This is a genomic window from Nocardia sp. JW2 (assembly GCF_051843015.1).
GTDB lineage: Bacteria > Actinomycetota > Actinomycetes > Mycobacteriales > Mycobacteriaceae > Nocardia > Nocardia coubleae.
Genome location: NZ_JBPXLK010000002.1, coordinates 238,882 through 260,962, shown reverse-complemented (window position 1 = coordinate 260,962; position 22,081 = coordinate 238,882). Strand labels below are relative to the sequence as shown.

The following is a 22,081-nucleotide window of genomic DNA, read 5'->3' as shown; positions in this document are numbered from 1 at the left end:
CGACTGGCCCCCGGGTTCGAGGAGAAATACAAAGATCAGGGCCGGGAAGAGGAAGAAGAATTCGCCCCCGGCGAGTTCGATGTCCCCCGCAACTACCGCACCGACGGAGCATGGATCTGGGCCGGGGCCGTCCCACACTACTTCCGCAAGCACAACTTCCCACCAGCCCGCGACCTCAAGCGTCACATCATCGACGAGTTCCACCCGGTGAAAGGCCGGTCCGCGGCGAACTGTTCAAGGGCATACATCGCCGTCGACAGGAGCCCGAATCCGAACATATGCCCCGCTTCGTGGTCGGTGTAGAGCAGCGAATTCGGCAACGCGCGGCCCAGGTCCCACGCGTTCTTCGCGGGCGTGGTGAGGTCGAGTTCACCCTGGACCAGGGTGACGGGAATATGGGCGATCCTGTTGATATCCCGCAGGATCTGATCGTCGTCGAGCCATGCGCTGTGCGCGAAGAAATTCGCACCGATTCGCGCCACGGCCATCAGCTCGGCAGGTGAATGCTCGCTGAACGGCCAGGGAGCATCCGGCGTTTCGCGAGCGATGACTGAACCGAGCCATTCGCACCAGCTCGCCGCAGCCTGCTCGCGCACCGACAATTCGCCGTGGTTCAACAGAGTGTGGTAGCCCGCGACCGGATCCTCCTTGGCACCGATCAATTCCAGTTCATCGGTGAAGATCTCCCATTGCGCGGGCATGATCCGCGCGAGGCCGCCGAACAACCAGTTGATTTCCTCACGCCGGAACAGCGCCACTTCGACCAGGACGAGTTCGGTCACGTGTTGTGGATACTGCTCCGCATAGGCCAGTGCCACGGCACATCCCCACGCTTCGGCGTAGATCAACCAGCGATCGACCCGCAGATGAGTCCGCAGTCGTTCCAGGTCGGCGAGGAGGTGCGTTGTGGTGATGAACTCCATCGAGGTGGTCGGCTCGCTCGCGTGCGGCGTGCTCGCTCCTGATCCGCGCTGGTCGAACACCACGATGCGATACACCGCCGGGTCGAACATCTGCCGGACGTCACGGCCACCACCGGCACCGATGTCGTGGACGACAACGGCGGGTTTGCCGTCCGGGTTGCCGCTGACCTCCCAGTAGATCGAATGCCCGTCGCCGACCCCGAGCATGCCGTGGTCGTACGGTTCGATCGCGGGATAGAACGGTCCGTCGACCTGCTCGTCTTCGGCCTGCCGTCGCGCCGCGGCGAACATCGCTCGCGCCGCGGCGAATTCCTCGGGTGTCAGCTGCTCGACGCCCGCTTCCTCGGGAGTGGAGAACGTGATTCCGTTGACCGTCTTGCTCATGGTTCTTCGCCTTCCTCGGCGCGTATGTCCCCCATCATCCGCCTCGCGGCGCCGACACCCTCGACTCTGCTACAGCGGCGGCAAGTACGCGACCTGCATCATTTCCTCCCCACGCGTGCGCGAGACGAGAATGCCCCGACCCGGCGGCAGCTTGGTGGGGCGGACATCGCCGAGGATCCGTCCCTCGTCGCGTGGGCCGCTCATCACCAACGCGTCCACCGACATGTTCTTCATCGCGCCGAGCACACCGTTGAACAGTGCGCGCGAGACACCGCCCGCGCGGCGCGCGATGATCACGTGCAGCCCGATGTCACGAGCCTGTGGCAGGTATTCGAGCAGCGGGGTCAGTGGATCGCCGCCCAGCCCACCGCCGGCGACCATGTCGTAATCGTCAACCACGACGTACAGTTCGGGCCCGGTCCACCAATTGCGTTCGCGCAGCTGCTGCGGTGTGATGTCGTCACTAGGCAGTCGGGTGCTCATGTAGTGCGCGATCTCGTTGACCAGCGTTACCGCAGTCTGCGAAGTCGACGAGTATCCGGCCAGGTGTGCCTCGTCGACCACGCCGAGCATCGTTCGCCGGTAGTCGATGAGAACAACTTTGGCGGCCTCGGGCGTGGCGTTCTCGATGATTCCCATCACGATGTTGCGCAGCAGTGTCGTCTTGCCCGATTCCACATCGGCGAAGGCCATGAAATGCGGTTCCGCCCCGAAATCTAGGACCAGCGGCTGCAGTTCGGATTCACCGACGCCAACGACTACCTTGGTCGGCCCGAGCTGGATACCTGCGGCGCGGGTACGGTCGAGCAGTTCGGTGCGATCGATCTGTAGCGACAGCATCCGCACCGCCGGAGCGCGCATCTCGCCGTACATTGCGGCGAGATCCGCTTTCGCGCGGGCGGCGCCGTCGGACACCGTCTCCGGGTCGGAGTCCGAATCCAGCCGGGGCAGCGCGATCAGCAGGTGCAGTTGGTCCGCGGTGAGTCCTCGACCGGGACGGCCGACCGGAACCAGAACGGCTGCGCGGCGGCCCATTTCGGAATCGGACGGGTCGCCGAGCCGCAGCTCGATGCGGGTGCCGATCTGGTCTTTGACAACGGGGCGGATCTGCGCCCAGCGAGAAGCGGCGATGATCACGTGGATGCCGTAGGAGAGCCCGCGCTCGGCGAGGCCGTTGATCTGGGTCTCCAGCGACTCGAACTCCTCGCGGATCACGCTCCAGCCGTCGATGACGAGGAACACGTCGCCGAACAGGTCGTCGGCGAGCGGGTGGTCGGCGGGCAGTACCCCACCGTTCGCGGCGAGCGCGGAGAACTTTCGCCGCCGGAAGTCCGCCATCGATTCGATCCGCAGCGCGCTGAACCGTTCCTCGCGCTGGCGGGCCAGCGTGCTCAGTTCGGCGATGGTGCGCCGGACCAGGTCGACGTCTTGCCTGCTTGCCACCGAGCCGACGTGGGGAAGTCCGACCAGACCGGCCAGGCTGCCGCCACCGAAGTCCAGGCAATAGAACTGCACCTGTACCGGTGAATGTGTGGCGGCCGCGGCCATGATGATGGTGCGCAGGGTGGTCGACTTGCCCGACTGCGGGCCACCGACCACCGCGATATTGCCCTGGGCGCCTGCGAGATTGAGGGTGAGAACGTCACGGCGCTGTTCGTAGGGCTTGTCGATGATGCCGATCGGCATCACCAGCTGACCGTTGCGGTTGACCGGCGAACGCCAATCGGGTTCGGGCAGCAGCATGTCGACCGACGGTGATTCCTCCAGCGGCGGCAGCCACACCTCATGAGCGGGGCGTCCGTGTCCGACAAGCCTTTTCACGACGACCTGGAGCAACGTGTCCGGCACGCCCTCGTCCGGTGAAGGTGGCAGCCCGAGTGGGTCGTCCAGGTCCGCAGGCTCCGGTGCCCGTTCGGGAAGTTCCGGCAACTCGACCGGCGCACCGGTGAAAACGCGGGCGGGCAGGTCGAGAACGACCTCACCGTTGGATCGACGCGTGACGTTTCGCGGCGCGATATACGCGCCGGACACATAGGTCGCGTTGAATCGCAACGGATCCGCCGAGTCGCTCTTCAGATAGGCCGAACCGGGGACGCCGGGGAGGTGATAGGCGTCGGTGATCCCGAGTACCGCGCGGGATTCGTTGGCAGAGAAGGTGCGCAGACCGATCCGGTACGACAGGTGTGAATCGAGGCCGCGCAGCTTGTTCTCCTCCAACCGCTGCGAGGCGAGCAGTAGGTGCACGTGCAGCGACCGGCCGAGCCGACCGATCATGACGAACAGGTCCGCGAAATCCGGCTTCTGCGAGAGCAGTTCGGAGAACTCGTCGACCACGACGAACAGCGCGGGCAGTGGGTCGAGTGGCTGTCCTGCCGCACGTGCCTTCTCGTAATCGTTCACGTTGGCGAAGTTGCCCGCCGAACGCAGCAGCTCCTGACGACGGTTCATCTCACCGGCGAGCGCGTCCTTCATGCGGTCGACGAGTTCGAGTTCGTCCTCGAGGTTGGTGATCACCGCGGCGACGTGTGGAAGCGGGTCGAGGCCGAGGAAGGTCGCGCCACCCTTGAAGTCGACGAGTACGAGGTTCAGCTGGTCGGGCGAGTGTGTCGTGACCATCGAAAGCACCAGCGTCCGAAGGAATTCCGACTTGCCCGAGCCGGTGGCACCGATGCACAAGCCGTGCGGGCCCATACCGTTCTCGGCGGATTCCTTGATGTCGAGTTCGACCGGGCTGCCGTCGGGTGTGATGCCGATCGGTACCCGCAGCCGCTCACGGCCGGTGCGCGGCCGCCACACCTGGGCCGGGTCGATCTGGGCCGCGTCCGGGATCCGCAGCAAGGCCATCAGACCGGGATCGGTCGACCCCGACGTGTTGTCGCCGAGGCTGACGATCTGGGCCGCGGTGGCCAGCCGATACCGGGCCAGGTGCCTGGCGAACGTCGCGGCCTCCTCCACGGTGACCAGATCCGCGGTGGCGAATTTCTCCGTCCCGGCGGCGCTGCGCGCGAAGAGCTCATCCGCGACGGCCACCAGCTGCAACCCACGTCGAGCGGCCAGACCGTTCTCTGGCGCGGTCAGGTCGAAGACGGTGACCGCGTCCAGGCCCGATTCGCTGATCAGACGCTCGGAGCCGCTGACATACCCGTCGTCGATGACGACCACGAGATGCGAACGACCGTCGGGCACCTGGGAGTTGCGCATGAACCGGCCACGGTCGAGGAGCTCGTCGCCCATCGCGGTCTCGAGTTCGGCGAGGGACTGGTACATCATCCGCGCCGATCCCATTCCGTCCTTCACGGTGGGATGCTGCAGATGCGGCAACCACTTCGCCCAGGACCACGCGGGCCCGTCGGCCTCGGCGCACACGATGGCGACAGACAGGTGATCCGGCCCGTGGAAAGCGGTGAGCTCCATCAGCACCACCCGCATCAGCCCACGGGCGTCCTCGATCGAGCCGCCGACATTGATCGCCGGAAACGCGCGAAGCGATATCGCGGTCGGCAGCAGATGCACCACCGAATGGGTGCGCACGAAGCGTCGCAACGCCACGGTCGATACCGGCTCCAGATCCTCGAGTGGACCGGTCTCCGGGCGGGCCAGCTTGGTGGCGAGACGATGACTGCCCAGGCCGACCCGAACGTGCCCGAAATCGGGATCGTTGGGCCTGCGCTCCCACATCCGCCGGGTGCCGAGCAGCGACCGCAGGTCGGCGGGGGCCGGATGGCTCCAGATCAGGGTTTCCAGCTGCTTGTTGCCCGTCCGGCGCACGTCCTTGCGGATCTGGTCGAGGTATCGGAAATAGTCCTTACGCTCCTCGTTGAGCTCACCGGCCGCCTTCGGGCCGCCCCCGCGTCCCATGCCCGCGAACATGCCGACCATGGACATCAGCATCATCATCGGAAACATCATCATCATGGGATTGGCCAGCAGGTTGCGGCCCATCATCACGAACATCGCGAGCATGCCGACCACCGCGACGACCATCACCACCGGCATCAGCTTCAGCAGCATCGGGGTGGGAATCGGTCGCTGGATCTCCGGCGGCGGGCTCAGCGTCACTTCGCCCCCCGGTGCCCTCGGTGGTGCTATCCGTGGGCGTCTGACAAAACCTTCGGTAACCATGGTTCCCCCTCCGGGTTACGAATCAAATTCGGGCAGTTGCTCATTCGCCTGCCTACGCCGGTACGGCGCCGCGGCCGCGAAGCCGATCACCAGACCGCTCAGGCAGGCCAACGACCCGAAGACAGCGATGCGCCGCGGCCATGGGCTCTCGGCCGCGGGTGGCGGCGGCGGCACATACGCCTGCGGGCTCTGCGCGTTCGCGCTGATCGGCAGATCGGGCAACTGGTCGGTCAGTGCGGCGGTCGGATCGATGAGGCCCGCACCGATCCGGTCGTCGCGGCCCGCACCCGGCTGGTGCGCCGTCCGGACGATCCGGTCGATGACCTGCTGCGCAGTCAGATGCGGAAACCTCGCCCGCACCAGCGCCGCCAGGCCGGCGACATAAGGTGCGGCGAAACTGGTCCCCTCGATCGTGGCCGGTCCCTCCGATGTCTCAACGGCATCGACCAATCCGGTACCGCCCGGCTTGCTGTCGAGGGAAACGATCTGCCTGCCGATCGCGGCGACACCGATCCACGGGCCGTTGAGCGACAGCTCCGACGGTGCCCCGCTCGGATCCACCGACGCGACCGCGAGCACATACGGCGAGAACCAGGCCGGGCTCGCGATCGTCTTCACGCTCCCCCAGCCGGTGCCGTCGTTCTGCGCCGCACACCCGCCGTCGCTCTGCACATTTCCGGCGGCCGCGACCACCACCACATTGCGCTCGTAGGCGTAACGAACGGCGGCACCGAGCGCGCCGTCGGCGGTGTCGCTACCGGCCGCCGCACAGGCGACCTCGGAGATATTGATGACCGTCGCACCGAAATCGACAGCGCGCACGACCGCCCCCGCCAGCGTGAGCACGTTTCCGTAGCCGGAGTCGTCGATGGTGCCCGGTGGCGGGTCGCCCCGCTTGTTCTTGGCCTGGTACGCGAGACTGAGCTGCCTGATGGTCAGGATCTCGGCCTCGGGCGCCACCCCGACGAAGGCGTCGTCCGGGCTCGGCCGCGCGGCGATGATGCCCGCGACCAGGGTGCCGTGACCGTCGCAGTCCACTGTTCCGTCGGAATCGGCGACATAGTCCCCACCGCTCTGCAGGGCTGGCAGACGCGGATGCCGATTGACTCCCGTATCGATGACAGCGACCTTCTGACCGGCACCTCGACTGAACTGCCAGGCCGACTCGAGGTCGAGAACACGTTGCGCGACAGGTGCTTCCTTCGGCGGTGAGCCGATCAGGCGGGGCTGAGCGCAGACCGTTCGCTGCTCCGTCGGTTCGAGCGGTGCGGCCCGTCCGCTGATGTCCTGGGCGACACCGAGCGCGGCGGAGTCGATTCCGGGCGGCAGAATCGTCGGCGACAGCGGTGCGGCGGCGGCCTGCTGTCCGCCGAGCTGCGCCACGATCGGTGTCGATGCCACGAGAAGTGCTGCCGCACAAATCATTCGCGCTCTTGTGCGGCGCGCGGGTACTCGGCGCGTCATAGATTTCGAGCGATCGAATACACATCCATGATCCACACCACCAGCGGCACCATCGAGATGATCAGGATGTATTCGAAGATCTCGATGGCGCGCTGCGTCGGCGGGGTCGCCTCGGTGTGCGGCCCGAGGACACCGAACACCACCGAGCCGATCGCGAACAACAACAGCAACCCGACCGAGGTCAGCAGCATGTCCGGGTCGCCGAGCGCCAGCGTGACGATCAGCGCGATGAAGCTCAGGCAACCGGCGGTGATCATGACGCATGCCTGGGCCAGGTCCGCGAACGAGCGGCCACGCAGGCAGAGGATCGTCGCGGTGACAACCGCCAGGGCGATTCCGGGGCGCCCCGCGTCACCGAACGGGTCGGCCGCGACGACTGCGGCCGCTGCCGCGACGAACGCGGCGGCGGCGACGATTCCGGTCTGAAAGTTGTTGGCGTATCGGGCTCTTAGGCCGAGGCCGGTCGCCGAGGGCAGCACGGTCGCACCGATCGCGCCGATGCCCTCGATCGTCGGGCGCGGCTCATGGTCGGCCGGGTCGATCGCCGCGCCGGCCGTGGGGACTGGTGGGATGGGCAGCTTGGCGAAGCCCGCCGCCAGCCTCGCCGCCGCGGAGAAGAGCACAGTCGCACCGACCACGAGCCCGGCGGCGATCGAGTCGAGACTCGGCTCCCAGAACAACCGGACCGCGGCCGCAACGGCACCGAGCGCACTCACGGTCCCGGCCGCGGCGATCATCGTCGTCCCCACCCGCGCGAGGCGATAGCAGCCGATCGCGGCGACGAAAGTGGCTGTGCAGCCGAGCAGAACGTGCGGCGCGCCAAGGGCTCCCGGCACGATCAGCGCGCCCGTCCCGAAAACCAGCAGCAGCGTGTACAGCACCAGCATGGCGCCGACGAACTCGGCGCCGAGCTTGCGCACAGCGATCACCGCGGCGACCAGCGAGCCGATCGCCCCACCGGCCAGCATGATCGGCGCGATCAGGTCGGCCCCCTGGCCACGGGTCAGCGCGGAAAGCCCGAGACCGGCGACGATCGCGATCGCGGCGAGGACCAAGCCGACCATCCGCGCCGCGTCGGCCGACCAGCCATGGAACACCTCGGCGGTCAGCCGGGAAACGGCATCGATGACATCGTCGAACAACGCCGGCGATTCGGTCGAGGCTACCGACCGCAACACCAGCAGCTCACCGTCGAAAACCTCTGCCTCGGACAGTGTCTGGTTGGGCGCGAGCGCGTCGCGGCCGAGCCGGGCGAGCGTGTGGTGACGCGCCTCCAACGGCGCCGCGCCGTCCTCCTGATCGGGCTGCTGCGGATCCCGGGACTCGATCAGGGCCACCAGGTCGTCGATGAATGCGATGATCGGAACATTTGCCGGTAGGCCGACGTCGAGCTGGGTGTTTCCCCCGATGACGGACACACGGCACAATTCGGGTTCGGTGGTTCCCAGGCCACCGCTCGATTGTGCTGACACTTGCTAACTACTCCCCCTGCATGTCAGGTTTGCCCGAATCGGGCAATCGTTCATAATGTATCCGACCGTTCGAGTCGGTGCACGGCCACGACGTTCGGACGCTACAGTGGCGAAAGCTACACGGGGAACAAAGATTTCGGGGGAAGCGCGGATGGCTGATATTCGCCAGGCACAACGGGCATTCGACGCGGGGGTCCTATCGCTCGGCCTGAGCATCGACGGACAGGAATCCAGCCGCGACCTCGAGTACGCGAGATTGGCATTCACGCGAGCCACCGAATGGGACGACGGAATGTGCGACGCCTGGCTGGGCCGCGCCGCCGCAGGCGAACTCACCCAGGAAGTACTCGTCAATCTGCACCGGACGAGCACCATGTCACTCAATCGCGAGCAGCGCAGGGTCGGTTTGGCGCCGCGTCAGCTCGCGGGCCGGTTCACACCCGGTCTCTACATCGACTACCCGCTGTCGAGCTTCACCGAGATCTGGCTCGCCTACGCGGCACATCTGATCGCGGACAAGCAGTACGGCGACGCCGAGCGGGTCCTCGACGAACTGGCCGCGCATCGGGCCGCGAAACCGGCCGATCCCGACAAACTCGCCGACGACCGGATCTGCGCCTACATCCGCGGCGTCCTGCACTACCAGACGCAACGCTGGTCCGACGTGATGTCGGTGCTGCCAGGATCCGCCGAATGGGACGACCCGTATCTGGCCGCGGGCGCACACGTCATGGTCGGTTCGGCCTGTGCGCAACTCGGTTTGTTCGGTGAGGCCATCCGGCGGCTCGAGCAAGCCGAGGCGGGCCCCATTCCCGCAGCACGCACCACCGCCATGTTCTGTCGCGGCCTGTGCCTGCGGGAATCCGGCAAGGCCGAGGAAGCGCAGAAACTTTTCGAGCAGGTCTATTCGCAGGCACCGGACTTCGAGGCCAACACCGCTGCCATGCGGGACAAGACCTACCGGCTCACGGTGACCACCCGCGAGGCCCTCGAAGCAAGGACCGACAAGTGGGATCCGGCCTCGGCGCCATCGATGTCCGATCTCGAGGACGCGCAAATCCAGGATCGGGCCAAGTCCGTGCTCGCCGAGGCGCGCGCCGAACTGACCAAACAGATCGGGCTGGCCTCGGTCAAAACGCAGGTCGCCAAGCTGCAGTCCACCGCCCAGCTGGCCCGGATCCGCGCGGAGAAGGGTCTGTCGAGTGCGCCTCGCGGACAGCATCTCGCGTTCACCGGTCCACCGGGAACCGGCAAGACCACCATCGCGCGGGTCGTCGCCAAGATCTATTGCGGCGTAGGCATTCTCAAGACCGACAAGGTCGTCGAGGCCAAGCGCGTCGACTTCGTCAGCCAGAATCTCGGCGGCACCGCGCTCAAGACCGAGAAGGTGATCGACAGCGCGATGGACGGCGTGCTGTTCATCGATGAGGCCTACACGCTCATCCAGACCGGCCTGTCCGGCGGTGACGCCTTCGGACGTGAGGCCGTGGACACCCTGCTGGCCCGCATGGAGAACGACCGCGACCGGCTCGTGGTGATCATCGCCGGCTACGACGGCGAGATCGACCGCTTCCTCGCCGCGAACGACGGTCTGGCATCGCGCTTTTCGAAGCGGTTGCAGTTTCCGTCCTACACACCGGAAGAGCTCGGTCAGATCGGTGAGGTGATCGCGGCGTCACGTGACTCCACGCTCTCCGAAGGCGCGCTCAACCGACTGGTCCTCGCCTGCCGGGATCTGTACGAAACACACAGCACCGATCAGAGCGGCCAGCCCCGCCGCGGTGTCGACCTGGCGGGCAACGGTCGTTTCATCCGCAATGTCGTCGAGGCGGCCGAGGAAGAACGCGAGTTCCGGCTCGCCAACGACGATTCCCTCGACCTGGCCGACGTCGACGACTCGGTTTTGATGCGCATCGAGGAACCCGACATGGCGGTGGCTCTGGACGGGCTGCTGGCCTCGCTGGGGTTTTCGGCGAACTAGCGCGCGGCGCACCCGCGTGGCTCGGGATCGACCTGCGCGGACACCAACTGAGATAGGCAGACGAGCGCACAGCTGTCGGTGATGCGCTCGGGTCGGGGGAGATCGGTGAGTATTCAGCAGCTGTCAGAAGACCGGACATCCCAGGAGCCGGAACCCGAGGAGCCCGGCACCGCCGGGTTGAGCTCGCAGGAGTTCTGGTTGTTTCGGCACCTACCACTGGGTTTGGTCATCCCGATGGCCCTCATCGAGGTCGCGGCGTCGCTGATCTCGATCGCGCTCGACGCGCAGTGGTGGGCGACGATGATCGTCTGCCTCGTGGTGGCCGCCTGCGGATTCGCTCCGGTGCGCGGGGTGCCGATCGGTCTGCGGATCGGCGCCTGGGTCCACTACCGGTGGCGCCGGCGCACCCGCACCATCATCGAACAGGATTCGACCTTCGACGTCCCACTACCCGACGGCGGCAGCGCCGGTGTGCGCTGGGACGGCCGATGCCTGGTCACCATGCTGCGCGTGGACTCGCCGCCGGACACGCTGACCCTGCTCGACCGTGGTTCGCTCAGCACCGATCAGGTGCTGCCGCTCACCGAAATCGCCCATTGCCTACGGCAATTCGATATCGCGCTCGACTCCATCGATGTGGTGAGCACCGGGACCCGGACCACGAGCACCGACGCCGTGCTCACCGGGTACGCCGCCCAGGTGGCACCGCTGGGCCGCATGTACGATCAGATCCTCGGCCCGTTGCCCGCCATCGCCCAGCGCACCATGTGGATCGTGCTCCGCCTCGATCCGTTGGCCAACGCCGAGGCCATCGCCAACCGGGGCAGCGGACACGAAGGCACGCTGCGCGCGGCCATCATCGCGACCCTGCGGGTGACCAACCGGCTCGCGACCAACGGCATCAAGGCCGCGATTCTGACCTCGGCCGACATGAGCGTCGCGATCAGGGAACTCAGTCGCGGCATCGCGATCGACCAGTTCGACGAACGCCCCGACACCCTGGAGCAAGCCGACGTATTTCTGACGAGCTACCAGATCGGCGACGAACTCATCACCGCCGACGGCTTCGCGCGGGTGTGGGCGGTGCCGAGTCTGGCGACAACGGTGATGGTACGGCTGCTGTCCGGCGACGACACCCGAGCCCGACTCGGGCAGCGGCGCAGGATGATCGAAGTGGACGCGCGAGTTCGCTACGACACCTATACCGAGTTCGAGGAAGTACCACTCGAGGGCCTGCGACCGCTGCCCCGCCGTCAGCTCTGGGCCTTGGCCGACAGCCTGCCGATCGGCAGCCGCGACACCGGGGCGGTGGGCTATCGGGGTGGGCTCGACGCGCTCGCCGACCTCAGTATCCCCACCACCGGATGCGGACAGCTGATCGGTGCCGACAGCTCGGGCCGGGGCGTCGCCATTCCGCTGGTCGGTGTCGGCAGCCGCCGGATCGAGATCGTCGGCAACCTCTATCTGGCCCAGCAAGTGATTCTGCGCGCGATCGCGCTCGGAGCCGGTGCGATCGTCCACACGGATCGTCCGGCCTCGTGGCACACGATGGTCGCCAATGTCGGTGCGCCGAACGCTCTTACGTTGGCACCGCGCAATGCGGGTGCCCGGGTGACGCCCGCCGGCGGCGGACCACACGCGCCCGCGATCGTCATCGTGTTCGACGGTGTTCCGGCCTCCGCACCTCCCGGATCGGCGACCGTGGTGAATATCGCCCGCGAATTCACCTCGGTACCGAGGCCGGAAGTCGATGTCACCATCATCCAGGATCCTCGGTCGGCCACCACGATCACCGTGCATACCCCCGCCTCGAAGGCCACCGCCACCCTGGTCACCACGCCCACCGAGCAGTACTACCTCGGGGCCTGAGCGGTCCCCTACAGACAACAGAGCCCGTCCGGCCGGGTCGGCTGGACGGGCTCTGTTGTGTCGACGGGCTCAGCTGCCGGTGGGCAGGGAGTCGTATTTCGTGAGGGCCGACTGCTTGGACAGCGTCGCTCCCGGCACGAGCTGGCCGACGATCTCCCACGGAGCCAGCTTCGGGGTACGTCCGAGGCCGAGGACTTCGGCGGTATCGAGATCGGGGATGCCGTACCGGATTCCGTTGTCGGCGACGTAGAACAAACTGCCACGTCGCGGGCTGCCCGAGCTGATTCCCGTGATCTGGAGGAACTCGCCGGACGACGGCGGGATGTACGCACCGTCGATCCGGTCTCCGGTGCCGTCCGAGGTGGCCACGGTCACCGCCTTCGCCGAGTCCGGGAGCGGCAACCGGGTACCGGCCAGCAGTGTGACAACGGCCCGGTCGGCGGGCGCCTCGGTGGCATCCGGGGCTTTGGTCGGGATCGCCTTCGCCTTCGTCCACGACAGGCAGGCCACCGGAGCGTCCTCCGCCGTGAGAATCTTCGGAATCTCGTCGGGGAACTCGTTCACCGGCAGTCCCGACACCGTCGCCATGCCATCGAGGATGTCCGGCGGCATCGATTTGATTTCCGACATCCCTTGGGAATTCGCGTTCCTGATCACCTGCGCGGTGAACGGCGAGATCCGCTGCACGCCACCGGCCTGCACGACATACAGCGCTTCTCCCTCCGCGGTGGACACCTTGATCACGCCACCGATCGGCACGTCGCTCAACCTGCCCGGCCCCGGCTGACCGGCCAGCGCGATATTCGGCGGGGTCAACACGGGCACCTCCCGCGCGGCATCGAGCAGCCCGGTGCTCACCGCCCGAGGCTGATACTCCGAAAGCCGCAGCGTCCGTGCGACCGCCGTGTTCTTCGTGTCGATCTCGGCGCGCTTGCCGTCGTAGATCAGGTAGGTCTTGTCACCCCGGCTCACCAGCAGCGTCGCCGCCGGATCCGCCTCGCGGATCACCGCGTTCACGTGCGGCCGACCGGCAACCAACGTGGTCACCACACCGGGCGAGGAAATCGCGCTACCCGACTTGGACAGCTGCACCGTGTCGCACAGCGTCCAATCCGAACGTTCGCTCTGCTTCGAACCGGGCAGCGCCCCCGGCGCACCCGGCAAGCCGAGAATAGGCCCGCGTGGCGCCGAATCCAGCTTGCGATCCTTCACCGAAGTAGGCGTTTCACTACTCCCGGTGATCAACCGGGCCGACGCCAGATTCAGCACCGGATGAAGCGCGGTGATGTTCTTGTTGTTGTCCCGGACAACAACATAGAGCGCACCACTGTCCTTCCCCATGACGATATTCGCATCGCCGATCGCGCCCTGCGGCCGCAGAAACGCCATGATCGCCGCCCCGGCGACGATCAGCAGTGCGAGGATCGCACCGGCCACCAGTGAGCGCAACTGAGAACGCATGGGGTCGTGCAGCATTCGCACATCACGCCGGATCAGGGCATGGTCCAGCCTGCGCAATAAGAAGCGGTAGCCGTTGACCTGCGCGCGGGTGGTCAGCTGGGCAGGCACTGTTCCTCCAATGAACTATTCGAACCGGTGCACAGTAGTCGCCGATATGGCTAGGCACCCCTTTCGGTTGTTCGAAAGGGGTGCCTAGCCGATGGCCGCTACTGGATGAACCAGTCACCGACCTTCTGGTCGGTGGTGGTCGCGTTCTGCAGCGCGGTCTCCACCTTGTTCGCCAGGTCGGTCAGCTGAGCCGCGGTGTCGCTGAAGTCGGTCTTCCAGACCTGGTACACGGTGTTGAAACCGGTGAAGGACTCACTGGTCTCGCCGGAATTCGGATCGATCCAGGCGTTCTGCATCTCGGTGTAGCCGTGCTCCATCTCGCCCGCGACGGTGTTCAGCTTCGTGACCTCGTCACGAAGCGAAGTGATCAGCGGGTTGATGTAAGTCGGGTTATAAAGCTGTTCGGACATGATTGCCTCCGTTTATAAAGTTTGCGATTAGACTTTGAGAACTGTGAACTCTGCGGCGTTGGCCTGGTTCATTTGCGACAGGCCCTGGGTGCCGCTCTGAACTGCCTCGTGGATCGCATCGAGCTTCTGGTTCAGATCCGCGGACTCCTGGTTCCACTGGGTGGACACCTTGTCGAACTGAGTCTGCGCGTCACCCACCCAGCCGGGCCGTGACGCTTCGATAGACGACGTGATCTCCTGCAACGTCCGACGGACGGACGCGATAGAGGTCTCCATTACATTGGCTGCCGCGACAGCCTTCACTTCATCCTGAAACTGAGCCATGAAAGGCACCTTCCTGAAAGTGTTCCGGACCTTCCGGACCGATTCGCCGAATTCGGCAGCACCGGCTTCTACTTCTGGTGGAGAAACCCTGATCTAGCTGGGCATCCACCTCCCCCCCGGCAGAGATTCGACCAACCCCGCAATCGCCTGCGCGACCCGGTGATCGGTCCCAGGCGTGACGGTCGACCACGCCTGCTGGTCCGGGGCTGAACCGGGAGCGGCCGCGATGCGGCCCTGCGCGGTGTCGTAGACGACAACGGCTCCCGGAGAACTTGTGGTGGCGCCGTCCTCGTGCGCATAGGCAACGATTTCGGCGTATGAACGGCACGAACCAAATGCCAACCCGTATGCCGTGGCGTCACGTCCCTGCACTCCGAGGGCGTATACCGCGTCGGCGTAGTCGGATGACTCCGTCGCACCGTCGAGTCGTTCGGCGACCTCGGCCGCCGGTGCGCTGAAACTCGACACTTGGGCGGCGTCACAGCGGCCGAGAGCGTCCAGGATCGGGCGCGCGAGCGCGGCCCCTGATCCGTCGCTCCAGATCGAGCTGATCTCGAAGTGGTCACCGCGCCGGATCGCGAACGCATGGTGCTCGCCACGCCGGACCAGACACATCCGCACGGTTTCGCCCTCGCCGTAGACACGGACGACCAACTCGCGCTCTGGATTGGCGAGTGTGGTCAGCGCGTCGCTCAGCTCGAGCGCGACCTCGCCGTAGGCATCGACCGAACCATCAGCTTTCAGCTCGGCAAGCGCATGTTCGCGGGCTTTCAGCAGCTCGTCGTATGTCTCCCACTGCGGCCATACCGCGAGCACGGTGGGCAATGTCTGCACGCCGAGCCGATCGGTCAGCGTCAGCAGCCCGTCGGTGGTCAGAGTCGTCACGCGCTCGCCTCCTGCGCCGGTGCGGCTGCCTGCTGCACGTTGGCCGCGGAACCACCGAGCACGGCGGGCGCGGCTTGCACTCCGGCGTCGACGAAATCACCCTCGCCCGTCGACATCAGACCAGCCCGGCTCGTGTGCTCTTCTTCTGCCTTAGACGCCGCTACGGCGCCCGGTGCCATCGGCACCGAACCCTGCGGCACGGTGACGGGCTGAGCATTAGTCACCGGTGCGGCGACCGAGGTCACCCCGGCGGCCACCATCCGGCCACGATATGCCGTCTGCCGCATCGGAACCGACAGTGCGCCGAGGCCGAGCGGCATGGCGATGCTGCCGGTCGAGGCGGGTGTTGTTGTCGCCGTCGTTGTTTCGGCCTGCAACGCGTCGGCCGTCGCAATGACCGGCGGCTGCGGCTGTTCCCACGGTGCTGCCAACGGCTCGGTGACGAGTTCGTAGGTCCGCATCACCCGCGCGGCTGTCGCCTTGGCGAGGTCGGCTTCCCCGTCGATCTGCGCAGCCTTCGCCAGCATCGGCGCGCCGAGAGTGGCACTCACCGCTTCCAAGGTCTGCTGTGCGGACTGGATCGCGGCGATCGCGCCTGCGTCAGGCATCGCCAACCTGGCCACCTGGTGGGCGGCGGCGTGTGTTTCCGCTTGCGCGGCGTTCGACGCGGCGGCGGTCGCCATGTCCAGGAACCAATGCCGCAGCGCGGAAATCTTCTCGACCGTTGCTCTGGCTCCATCGGACTGCCACGCACCGTCGATACCGCCGAGAATCTTCTCGAATTCCACCACCGCGAGACCGAGACCGGCGCCGAGCCGCGCCCACGCCAATCCTGTCTCGGCCGGAGTCCGCGCGCCTGCCCCGGTGGACAAGTCCTGGGAAAGATCCTGAGGCAACTTCGCCTCCCAGACCTGGCCGGTGAATCCCGGGGGTGCCGGTTCGAGCATCAGCGAGTCCCGTCAGACGTTCCGCGAACGGAACTCGTCGGCACTGATTTCCTCGTTCTGCACAACCCGATCGGACTGGGCGCGCAGGTTCGCGGCGATCTTGCGTAGCTCGAGCACCCCTTCGATCAGGTTGCGCTGAAACGATTCACCGACGGTGGTGAGCGTCTGTGCGGCCCGCACAGACACCGCGTCACTGCCCGCCGGCGCGGGAGAAAGTGCGTGCTGTTCGAGGCGCAGATCATTTTCGAGCCGCTGAGCCAGCGCATCCAGCTGCGCGGCCGCGTTGGTTGCCGCGACCGAATCGAACCGGATCTCGCTCGACTCACCCCCGACAGAAGCGTTTGTATCAATCCCCATTGCCACTGCTCCTAATTGCGAACGAAAATCCCGCTCCGAAATAGTTCGCAGCGGTTACGAATTCGACCGAAAAGTCAGCGCGACCTGACGGAATTCATTGCGGCGACGCCGATCTGCTCGTCGAGCTGAACCGCGCCGACAGTCTGCGCCGATACCAGGGCAGTACCCGCATGTACCGCCGCGATCTCGGTCACCGATGCCAGGTTGTTGCCCTGTGCGACAGCGAACGCGGCAAGAAAATCCTGCCCGATCAAACCGAAGATCGGCACCGCGGCTGCCATCGATGCGCCGGCATCGGCAGCACCAGCGGCCGCCACCTGCGTAGCCATAGCAGCATTGGCGGCACCATAAGAAGAAATCGCCGCGGTATCGGTACGAATCAGAACGGCCATCGTCCCCTCCAGAATATTTGATGGTCGACATCAGCATACATCGCTGAAAAACGTTGTGCTACAAGGCTTAAGGTAATCATAAGGCGCTCGAAAGTTAACGAGACATTACCGCGCGACCTCGGTGTTGAACTCCTCGATCAACTGCGCGCGGCGCGCAAAAGCACTGGCCGCGGCCGCTGCGGCGGTAGCGACGAGGGTGGATTCGAAGCCGCCCGGCGTCATGCGGGTAACCGCGTCGGAGAAGTCAAGCGCCGTCATTGCACCATTTCCGTCGACCTCGACGGTCATCGCATCGTCCTCGGACGCTTCTCGCGCCCTGATACGCGTGAGTTGGTCATGCAGATCGCGCATACGATAGACCTGTCGCTGCACCCGATCGACCAACTCGTCCATGGAATCGACCACGATTCCCCCCTTCCATCTCGTCACCTACCGACGAGACTCCAAACCTGTTGTTACAACTACCATCTCGGCACCGAAAACACCATAGATCATCGTCTTTCTGTCACTATCGGCGGCAAAACGGTCGAGCCGACGGGTCGCAATACCTGAAAAGTGTTCATGGCATTCGACAAGCGCCGAAATGATGACCGCTGATCATGTCCGACATTTTGTCGGCGGGATTTTCGATTCTCGCGCAGCGAGTCATTCACTTCGGGAGTTCATCGGCGACTACCCGCGCGCGTCGACCAGTCCCGCCAGCGAAAGCTGATACCACGCGCCGTCGACATCGCCGACTGAACCCAAAGCATCCTTCAGGAGATCGCGGGTGACCGCCCCCACCTCCGCCGCCGCGACCAAGACCGCCGCAGCGGACCGCGGCGCATCGGCGGAACCAGCGGCACACACGGCGTCCACGACCTCCTCGGCAGTCCGGATCCCCGGCATCGCGACAGCCAACTGCTCGACCTCGGCCGACTCGCCCCGATACCACTTCCCGCGATCCCACCAGAAGCAGAACGACAAGAGCCCATTCGCCGCACGGGGATTGAGTACCTGGTTGGCCACCCACTCGGGCGCACCCGCGTAGTAGTCCGGAAGCACTCCGGTGCTGTTGTACGCCACCTCCAGATCCGGAGCCCCCCAGACACCGCCGGACAACACGGCGCGGTCCCCCGGCAGCAGATACAACGTCGACCCGCTACGCCCATCCCCCTCGAAGATCCCCATCGACGGGAACACCCGAGGCCCCCGCTCCAGCTCACCCGCGACAAACGCGGCCGAGAGCACTGCCCACCGTCCCCACACCGCCGCCAACCCAGGCAGCCCCTCCACCTCTCGCGCCGAAGCCACCCCTACCGAACGCGCCCGCGCAGCCGCCTGCCGCGCCGAGCGTCGCTGCGAATCCTCCTGCCGCACATAGGCCGCCAACCACACCGGGACTCGGGGGCGCGGAAACGCCTGCAGATCCGCAAGATACGCATCGGGAGTCAGCAACTGATCACCCGGAAACGGTTCGTCGCCGTAGTCGTACTCGACCTCGGAACGCCCGTCCGCCGACGCCCGCACGACCATCCGCCACCACGGCCCACGGAGCGAACCGATTTCGCGCACGCGTTGCTCGCGAATCAGATCGAGCACATCCTCCGGCACCTCGGAACGCACCGCCCGACCTTCCCGGTCGAACCAGTCGACTCTCGCCACACCCGTGCCACCAGCCAATGCGACAGATGCCTCGAGCCTCCTCCACCCCGCTGGACCGACCTCGCCGAGCCGACGAATCAATGTGTCCGCCAGTGGCTCCTGAGCCGACAACACCGGACGACCGACTCCCGCAGTATCCGAACCGAGCTCGTCCGAAATCGACGCCCCCTGTGAACCGAGCACCGAGTCGACGCCGTTTGCGGTTGGGCGGTTCACCGCCTTCCCGTCGTCCGCAGGCGTTGCCCCGAGCTGGAATCCGATGTCGGTGGAACCGAGCAGCCTGCCCCCAGTACCCTCAGCGTCCGACGCTGCACGGCCTCCCCGTTCGCTCACCTCGGTTACCCTCCCCACTCCACTCGGCATCCAGATGTAGCTACCCGATCCTGCCCCGTGTCCCCTACGGACGCCAGCGCACGGCGCCGATGCCGAAACCATCTGCCCTGTGGCACTCACCCCGCCAGAGCGGCATAATCCCCAGAGGTAGCTCGCCGACGCAAGACGGGCTACCGGGGGGACAGGACAGGCGGGGGAGACATGATCGCTACCGTCGCACGACCAACTCCGAAGCCAAAAGAAGCACTCGAGGGGAGCTGGCGTGACCGACTGGCGAGAGCTACAAGCCAAAGCGCAATTACCGAGCGATGCGCTGATGTTCAACTCATCGGTGACAGCCACTGCGTTGAACTCTTGCAACCAACTCCTCGGATATCTACTGCTCGTCAAGCAGCACATTCCGAATGTGAACAATCTCAAGCCGTTCGCGGGCCCGAGCTCTATCTTTTGGTCAGGAACCAAGCTGGCGATGGAATTCTCCACCCAGGCCGACAATCTCGATCGAATAGTGCAGTCGCACGTCGATATCGTCAATGCGATGGCCGATACATTCAAGGCTGCCGGTATCGCTTACGCAAAGGCCGAAAACCAGTCGACTGACGCGTTCAAGGACATCTTGAACACCACCACCGCAGGCCGACCGACCACACCGAAACCTTTCCTTCCGGACTCGTACCGGCCGTCCTACGACGTGCCTGTTCCAGGAGCACCACGCAAGACACCCGAGCTCGGTTATCCAGCCAAGACGGTGAAGCCCGAGGTTCAGACGTATGGGCCACTGTTGGACAGGAAGAGACGCAATCTCGGTAGTGACCACAAACCTCCGTCGGACACCCGCGCGGTGCCACCCGAGAACGCCTTCTCCAAACCCTGGGTTTCCTTCTACCAGCTCGGCGAAAGCATAAATGCGGGGACGATCGCATTCGCGGCGGAGAATTGGGAGTGGATGGCAAACCAACTGGCCAACGGCTTCGCCCTGTTCCGCTCCGATGGCCCGAAAATGCGGTCGGGCTGGACCGGTGCCGGGGCAGATGCGGCGTTGAAAGCCATCGAAGACTACACCGCCGATACCGAAGGTCTGACGCTCAATATGAAGTACGTCAGCAGCCGACTTTACGACTTGGCATCGTCTCTCAGAGAGACACGAGTGCGCATGCCGACTACGCCGCAGGATCCAGCTGAACAAGACAAGAGTGGAAAAACTGAAAGCAGACTGAAGTACATACAAGAGGACTGCGATGCCTACTACATCGCCGGCATCATTCGGTACAATTCGGAACTCTTGACTTTGAAGTCGCCGAAGAGCAGAGCAGGTCTTGCTCTCCCACCGCAGGAGGCCGCACCGGAGGTACCGGCACCTGCCGCTGTACCCGGCGTGAATACCGGAGGTGGCGCGGGCGCAAATGGAGGAGGCGGCGGCACTCCTCAACTCACCACGCCTGAAACCCCCACTACTCCAACGACACCGGAAACACCGACGACGCCGACAACGCCCGATACCGGTGACCTGACTTCCGCTCTCGAAAGCGCGTCGGAGGCCGCCCAGAATCTCCTGTCATCCGCCACGGATTCTGCGGACACCTCATCCCTCGGAGACGCAGCGAACAGCGCGCAGGAAGCCGCGCAGGATGCGACCGAGGATGCCTCGAGCGCTCTCGAGCAAGGACTGGAGGCTGCGCAGCAGGCGGCCGAAGAGAGCTTGCAGGCCGCTCAGGAGGGTGTCGAAACGGCTCAGGAGAACAGTGCGCTGAACGGTGTGGCACCCACCGGACTTGCGGGACTTCCCACGTCGGCCGGCGGTGGCGGTGGTGGCGGTGGCTCCCGAGCCGGTCTTGGGGGCGGAGCGGCCGCGGCGGCTCCACTGACTCGAGATGCGACCCAGTCCCGATTGTTCCCTCGCGCAGCGGCGATCACGACGGCCGACGCCATGGTGAGTCGTGCCGGGATCACGGCTGGGGCCACCGGTGCGGCCGGCGCACCGGGCATGAGCCCCGCCGCCGCCGGGCAAGGACAAGGCCAGGGCAAAGAGCACAAGCGCCCGCAGTATCTGAATTCGACTGAGAATCTCGATGAAGCACTTGGCGACGCACCGGTCGTGGTTCGGCCGGTGGTGGAACGATGAGCCGGACGTGGCAGCTCACCGATCTGGAGCTCGTGGTGATCTGGGAGTCGCTCGGTGAAGCCGGCACGCTCCCCCATCCACTCGTATTCATCAGTAGGACCCCCATGTATTACGACTACTTGCGTGAGAAACGGGAAGTTGGTGAGGGTTTGAGCACCAAGCTGGACAACTCGTTCAAGAACGTCCTCGAAGCACTGACCCAGCCAGATATCCGGATCGTGGTCAACGGTCTGGATTCGCGCGACCCCCATCGCGCCGACGGCCGGGTCAGGATGTTGGCGTTGCGCCGCGCGAATCGCGGCTATCTGATCACCCAATTGCCCGGCGAGACGTATATGCACAGCGGCGGGTTCACGGTGACCGAATGTGATCCGCTGAAGCTGGCGGACATCATTGTCAGCGCGTTGCCCCCGGCCGAGGCCGGAAAGATGCCGGAGATTCCGTTGATCGAGACTGCCGTGACCGATGTCGAATACGACTACGGCCGCTCGTTCGTGGAGGACGATTTCGATGAGCGGACGAAGGTCCGTTCCAGCAAGTTTCTCGCGATGCCGACAGCATCCGTCGGATCGATAGGTGTGGTGCAAGGCCACTCGGAATTCGGACCACGCGGCATCACCGAGCGCTGGCTCCAGTGGCGGGATCTAGAAGACGACGGTCGATACGCGGTGACTCCGGGACCGAGTTCCACAGCGATCCCTGCGGATTCAGCTCAGTTGATCTCGATGGTCAATGCTCGGATCGCCGCGGTCATTCGTGCGATCAGGGATGAACGCAAGTCCTACAGTTGACTCTTGGCGCAAGCGCGGGTGTGCAGTCACGGGCCGCAACCAAGACCATTGTGCCTTCATACTCGTTGTGGCACAGTCGAATAGGTGGCCAA

General features: G+C 65.4%; 17 protein-coding genes. 4 read left to right on the top strand and 13 right to left on the bottom strand.

Annotated features, from left to right (window positions below; translation table 11 throughout):
- Positions 1 to 182: 182 nt before the first annotated feature.
- From ACSVDM_RS04250 to eccD, 4 genes are all read right to left on the bottom strand, one after another.
- A complete protein-coding gene (locus tag ACSVDM_RS04250; protein WP_439262957.1) occupies positions 183 to 1,307 on the bottom strand; it encodes an alpha/beta fold hydrolase in 1,125 nt (374 codons plus the stop codon).
- Between the two features lie 69 nt (positions 1,308 to 1,376).
- Entirely contained in the window at positions 1,377 to 5,429 is a 4,053-nt protein-coding gene (gene eccCa, locus ACSVDM_RS04245; protein ID WP_439262955.1) for a type VII secretion protein EccCa, read from the bottom strand.
- A 15-nt stretch (positions 5,430 to 5,444) separates the two neighbouring features.
- On the bottom strand, positions 5,445 to 6,893 hold the full coding sequence (gene mycP, locus ACSVDM_RS04240; protein ID WP_181699410.1) for a type VII secretion-associated serine protease mycosin: 1,449 nt from the start codon (positions 6,891 to 6,893) through the stop codon (positions 5,445 to 5,447).
- Positions 6,890 to 8,365 carry a type VII secretion integral membrane protein EccD gene (eccD, locus tag ACSVDM_RS04235; protein ID WP_439262952.1) on the bottom strand — a complete coding sequence of 492 codons (1,476 nt, stop codon included), beginning with the start codon at positions 8,363 to 8,365 and terminating at the stop codon, positions 6,890 to 6,892. The genes mycP and eccD overlap by 4 nt, the downstream gene beginning before the upstream one ends.
- 151 nt (positions 8,366 to 8,516) lie before the next feature.
- On the opposite strand from eccD, the gene eccA reads away from it, so the two are divergent.
- Complete coding sequence (gene eccA, locus ACSVDM_RS04230; RefSeq protein WP_439262950.1) at positions 8,517 to 10,346, top strand: type VII secretion AAA-ATPase EccA; 1,830 nt, start codon at positions 8,517 to 8,519, stop codon at positions 10,344 to 10,346.
- A gap of 105 nt (positions 10,347 to 10,451) precedes the next feature.
- Complete coding sequence (eccE, locus tag ACSVDM_RS04225; RefSeq protein WP_439262948.1) at positions 10,452 to 12,215, top strand: type VII secretion protein EccE; 1,764 nt, start codon at positions 10,452 to 10,454, stop codon at positions 12,213 to 12,215.
- 69 nt (positions 12,216 to 12,284) lie between these two features.
- On the opposite strand, the gene eccB is transcribed toward eccE, so the two are convergent.
- The 9 genes from eccB to ACSVDM_RS04180 form a co-directional block, all read right to left on the bottom strand.
- On the bottom strand, positions 12,285 to 13,784 hold the full coding sequence (gene eccB / locus ACSVDM_RS04220) for a type VII secretion protein EccB (RefSeq protein WP_181699417.1): 1,500 nt from the start codon (positions 13,782 to 13,784) through the stop codon (positions 12,285 to 12,287).
- A 98-nt stretch (positions 13,785 to 13,882) separates the two neighbouring features.
- A complete protein-coding gene (locus ACSVDM_RS04215) occupies positions 13,883 to 14,194 on the bottom strand; it encodes a WXG100 family type VII secretion target (protein WP_181699419.1) in 312 nt (103 codons plus the stop codon).
- Positions 14,195 to 14,221: 27 nt separating this feature from the next.
- Positions 14,222 to 14,518, bottom strand: coding sequence for a WXG100 family type VII secretion target (locus ACSVDM_RS04210; protein WP_181699421.1), 297 nt, complete (start codon positions 14,516 to 14,518; stop codon positions 14,222 to 14,224).
- A 93-nt stretch (positions 14,519 to 14,611) separates the two neighbouring features.
- On the bottom strand, positions 14,612 to 15,403 hold the full coding sequence (locus tag ACSVDM_RS04205; RefSeq protein WP_439262945.1) for an ESX secretion-associated protein EspG: 792 nt from the start codon (positions 15,401 to 15,403) through the stop codon (positions 14,612 to 14,614).
- Entirely contained in the window at positions 15,400 to 16,350 is a 951-nt protein-coding gene (locus ACSVDM_RS04200) for a PPE domain-containing protein (protein ID WP_439262943.1), read from the bottom strand. The genes ACSVDM_RS04205 and ACSVDM_RS04200 overlap by 4 nt, the downstream gene beginning before the upstream one ends.
- 12 nt (positions 16,351 to 16,362) lie before the next feature.
- Positions 16,363 to 16,707: a PE family protein gene (locus ACSVDM_RS04195; protein WP_439262941.1), complete on the bottom strand. Its 345-nt coding sequence runs from the start codon at positions 16,705 to 16,707 to the stop codon at positions 16,363 to 16,365.
- A 74-nt stretch (positions 16,708 to 16,781) separates the two neighbouring features.
- The gene (locus ACSVDM_RS04190; RefSeq protein ID WP_439262939.1) at positions 16,782 to 17,099 is read right to left on the bottom strand and encodes a hypothetical protein; all 318 of its coding nucleotides are present in this window, start codon (positions 17,097 to 17,099) and stop codon (positions 16,782 to 16,784) included.
- Positions 17,100 to 17,204: 105 nt separating this feature from the next.
- A complete protein-coding gene (locus ACSVDM_RS04185; RefSeq protein ID WP_439262937.1) occupies positions 17,205 to 17,504 on the bottom strand; it encodes a YbaB/EbfC family nucleoid-associated protein in 300 nt (99 codons plus the stop codon).
- Between the two features lie 267 nt (positions 17,505 to 17,771).
- On the bottom strand, positions 17,772 to 18,704 hold the full coding sequence (locus ACSVDM_RS04180) for a hypothetical protein (RefSeq protein ID WP_439262935.1): 933 nt from the start codon (positions 18,702 to 18,704) through the stop codon (positions 17,772 to 17,774).
- 634 nt (positions 18,705 to 19,338) lie between these two features.
- Between ACSVDM_RS04180 and ACSVDM_RS04175 the strand changes: the two genes are divergently transcribed.
- Complete coding sequence (locus ACSVDM_RS04175) at positions 19,339 to 21,198, top strand: hypothetical protein (protein ID WP_439262933.1); 1,860 nt, start codon at positions 19,339 to 19,341, stop codon at positions 21,196 to 21,198.
- The gene (locus ACSVDM_RS04170) at positions 21,195 to 21,989 is read left to right on the top strand and encodes an ESX secretion-associated protein EspG (RefSeq protein WP_439262931.1); all 795 of its coding nucleotides are present in this window, start codon (positions 21,195 to 21,197) and stop codon (positions 21,987 to 21,989) included. The genes ACSVDM_RS04175 and ACSVDM_RS04170 overlap by 4 nt, the downstream gene beginning before the upstream one ends.
- Positions 21,990 to 22,081 lie beyond the last annotated feature (92 nt).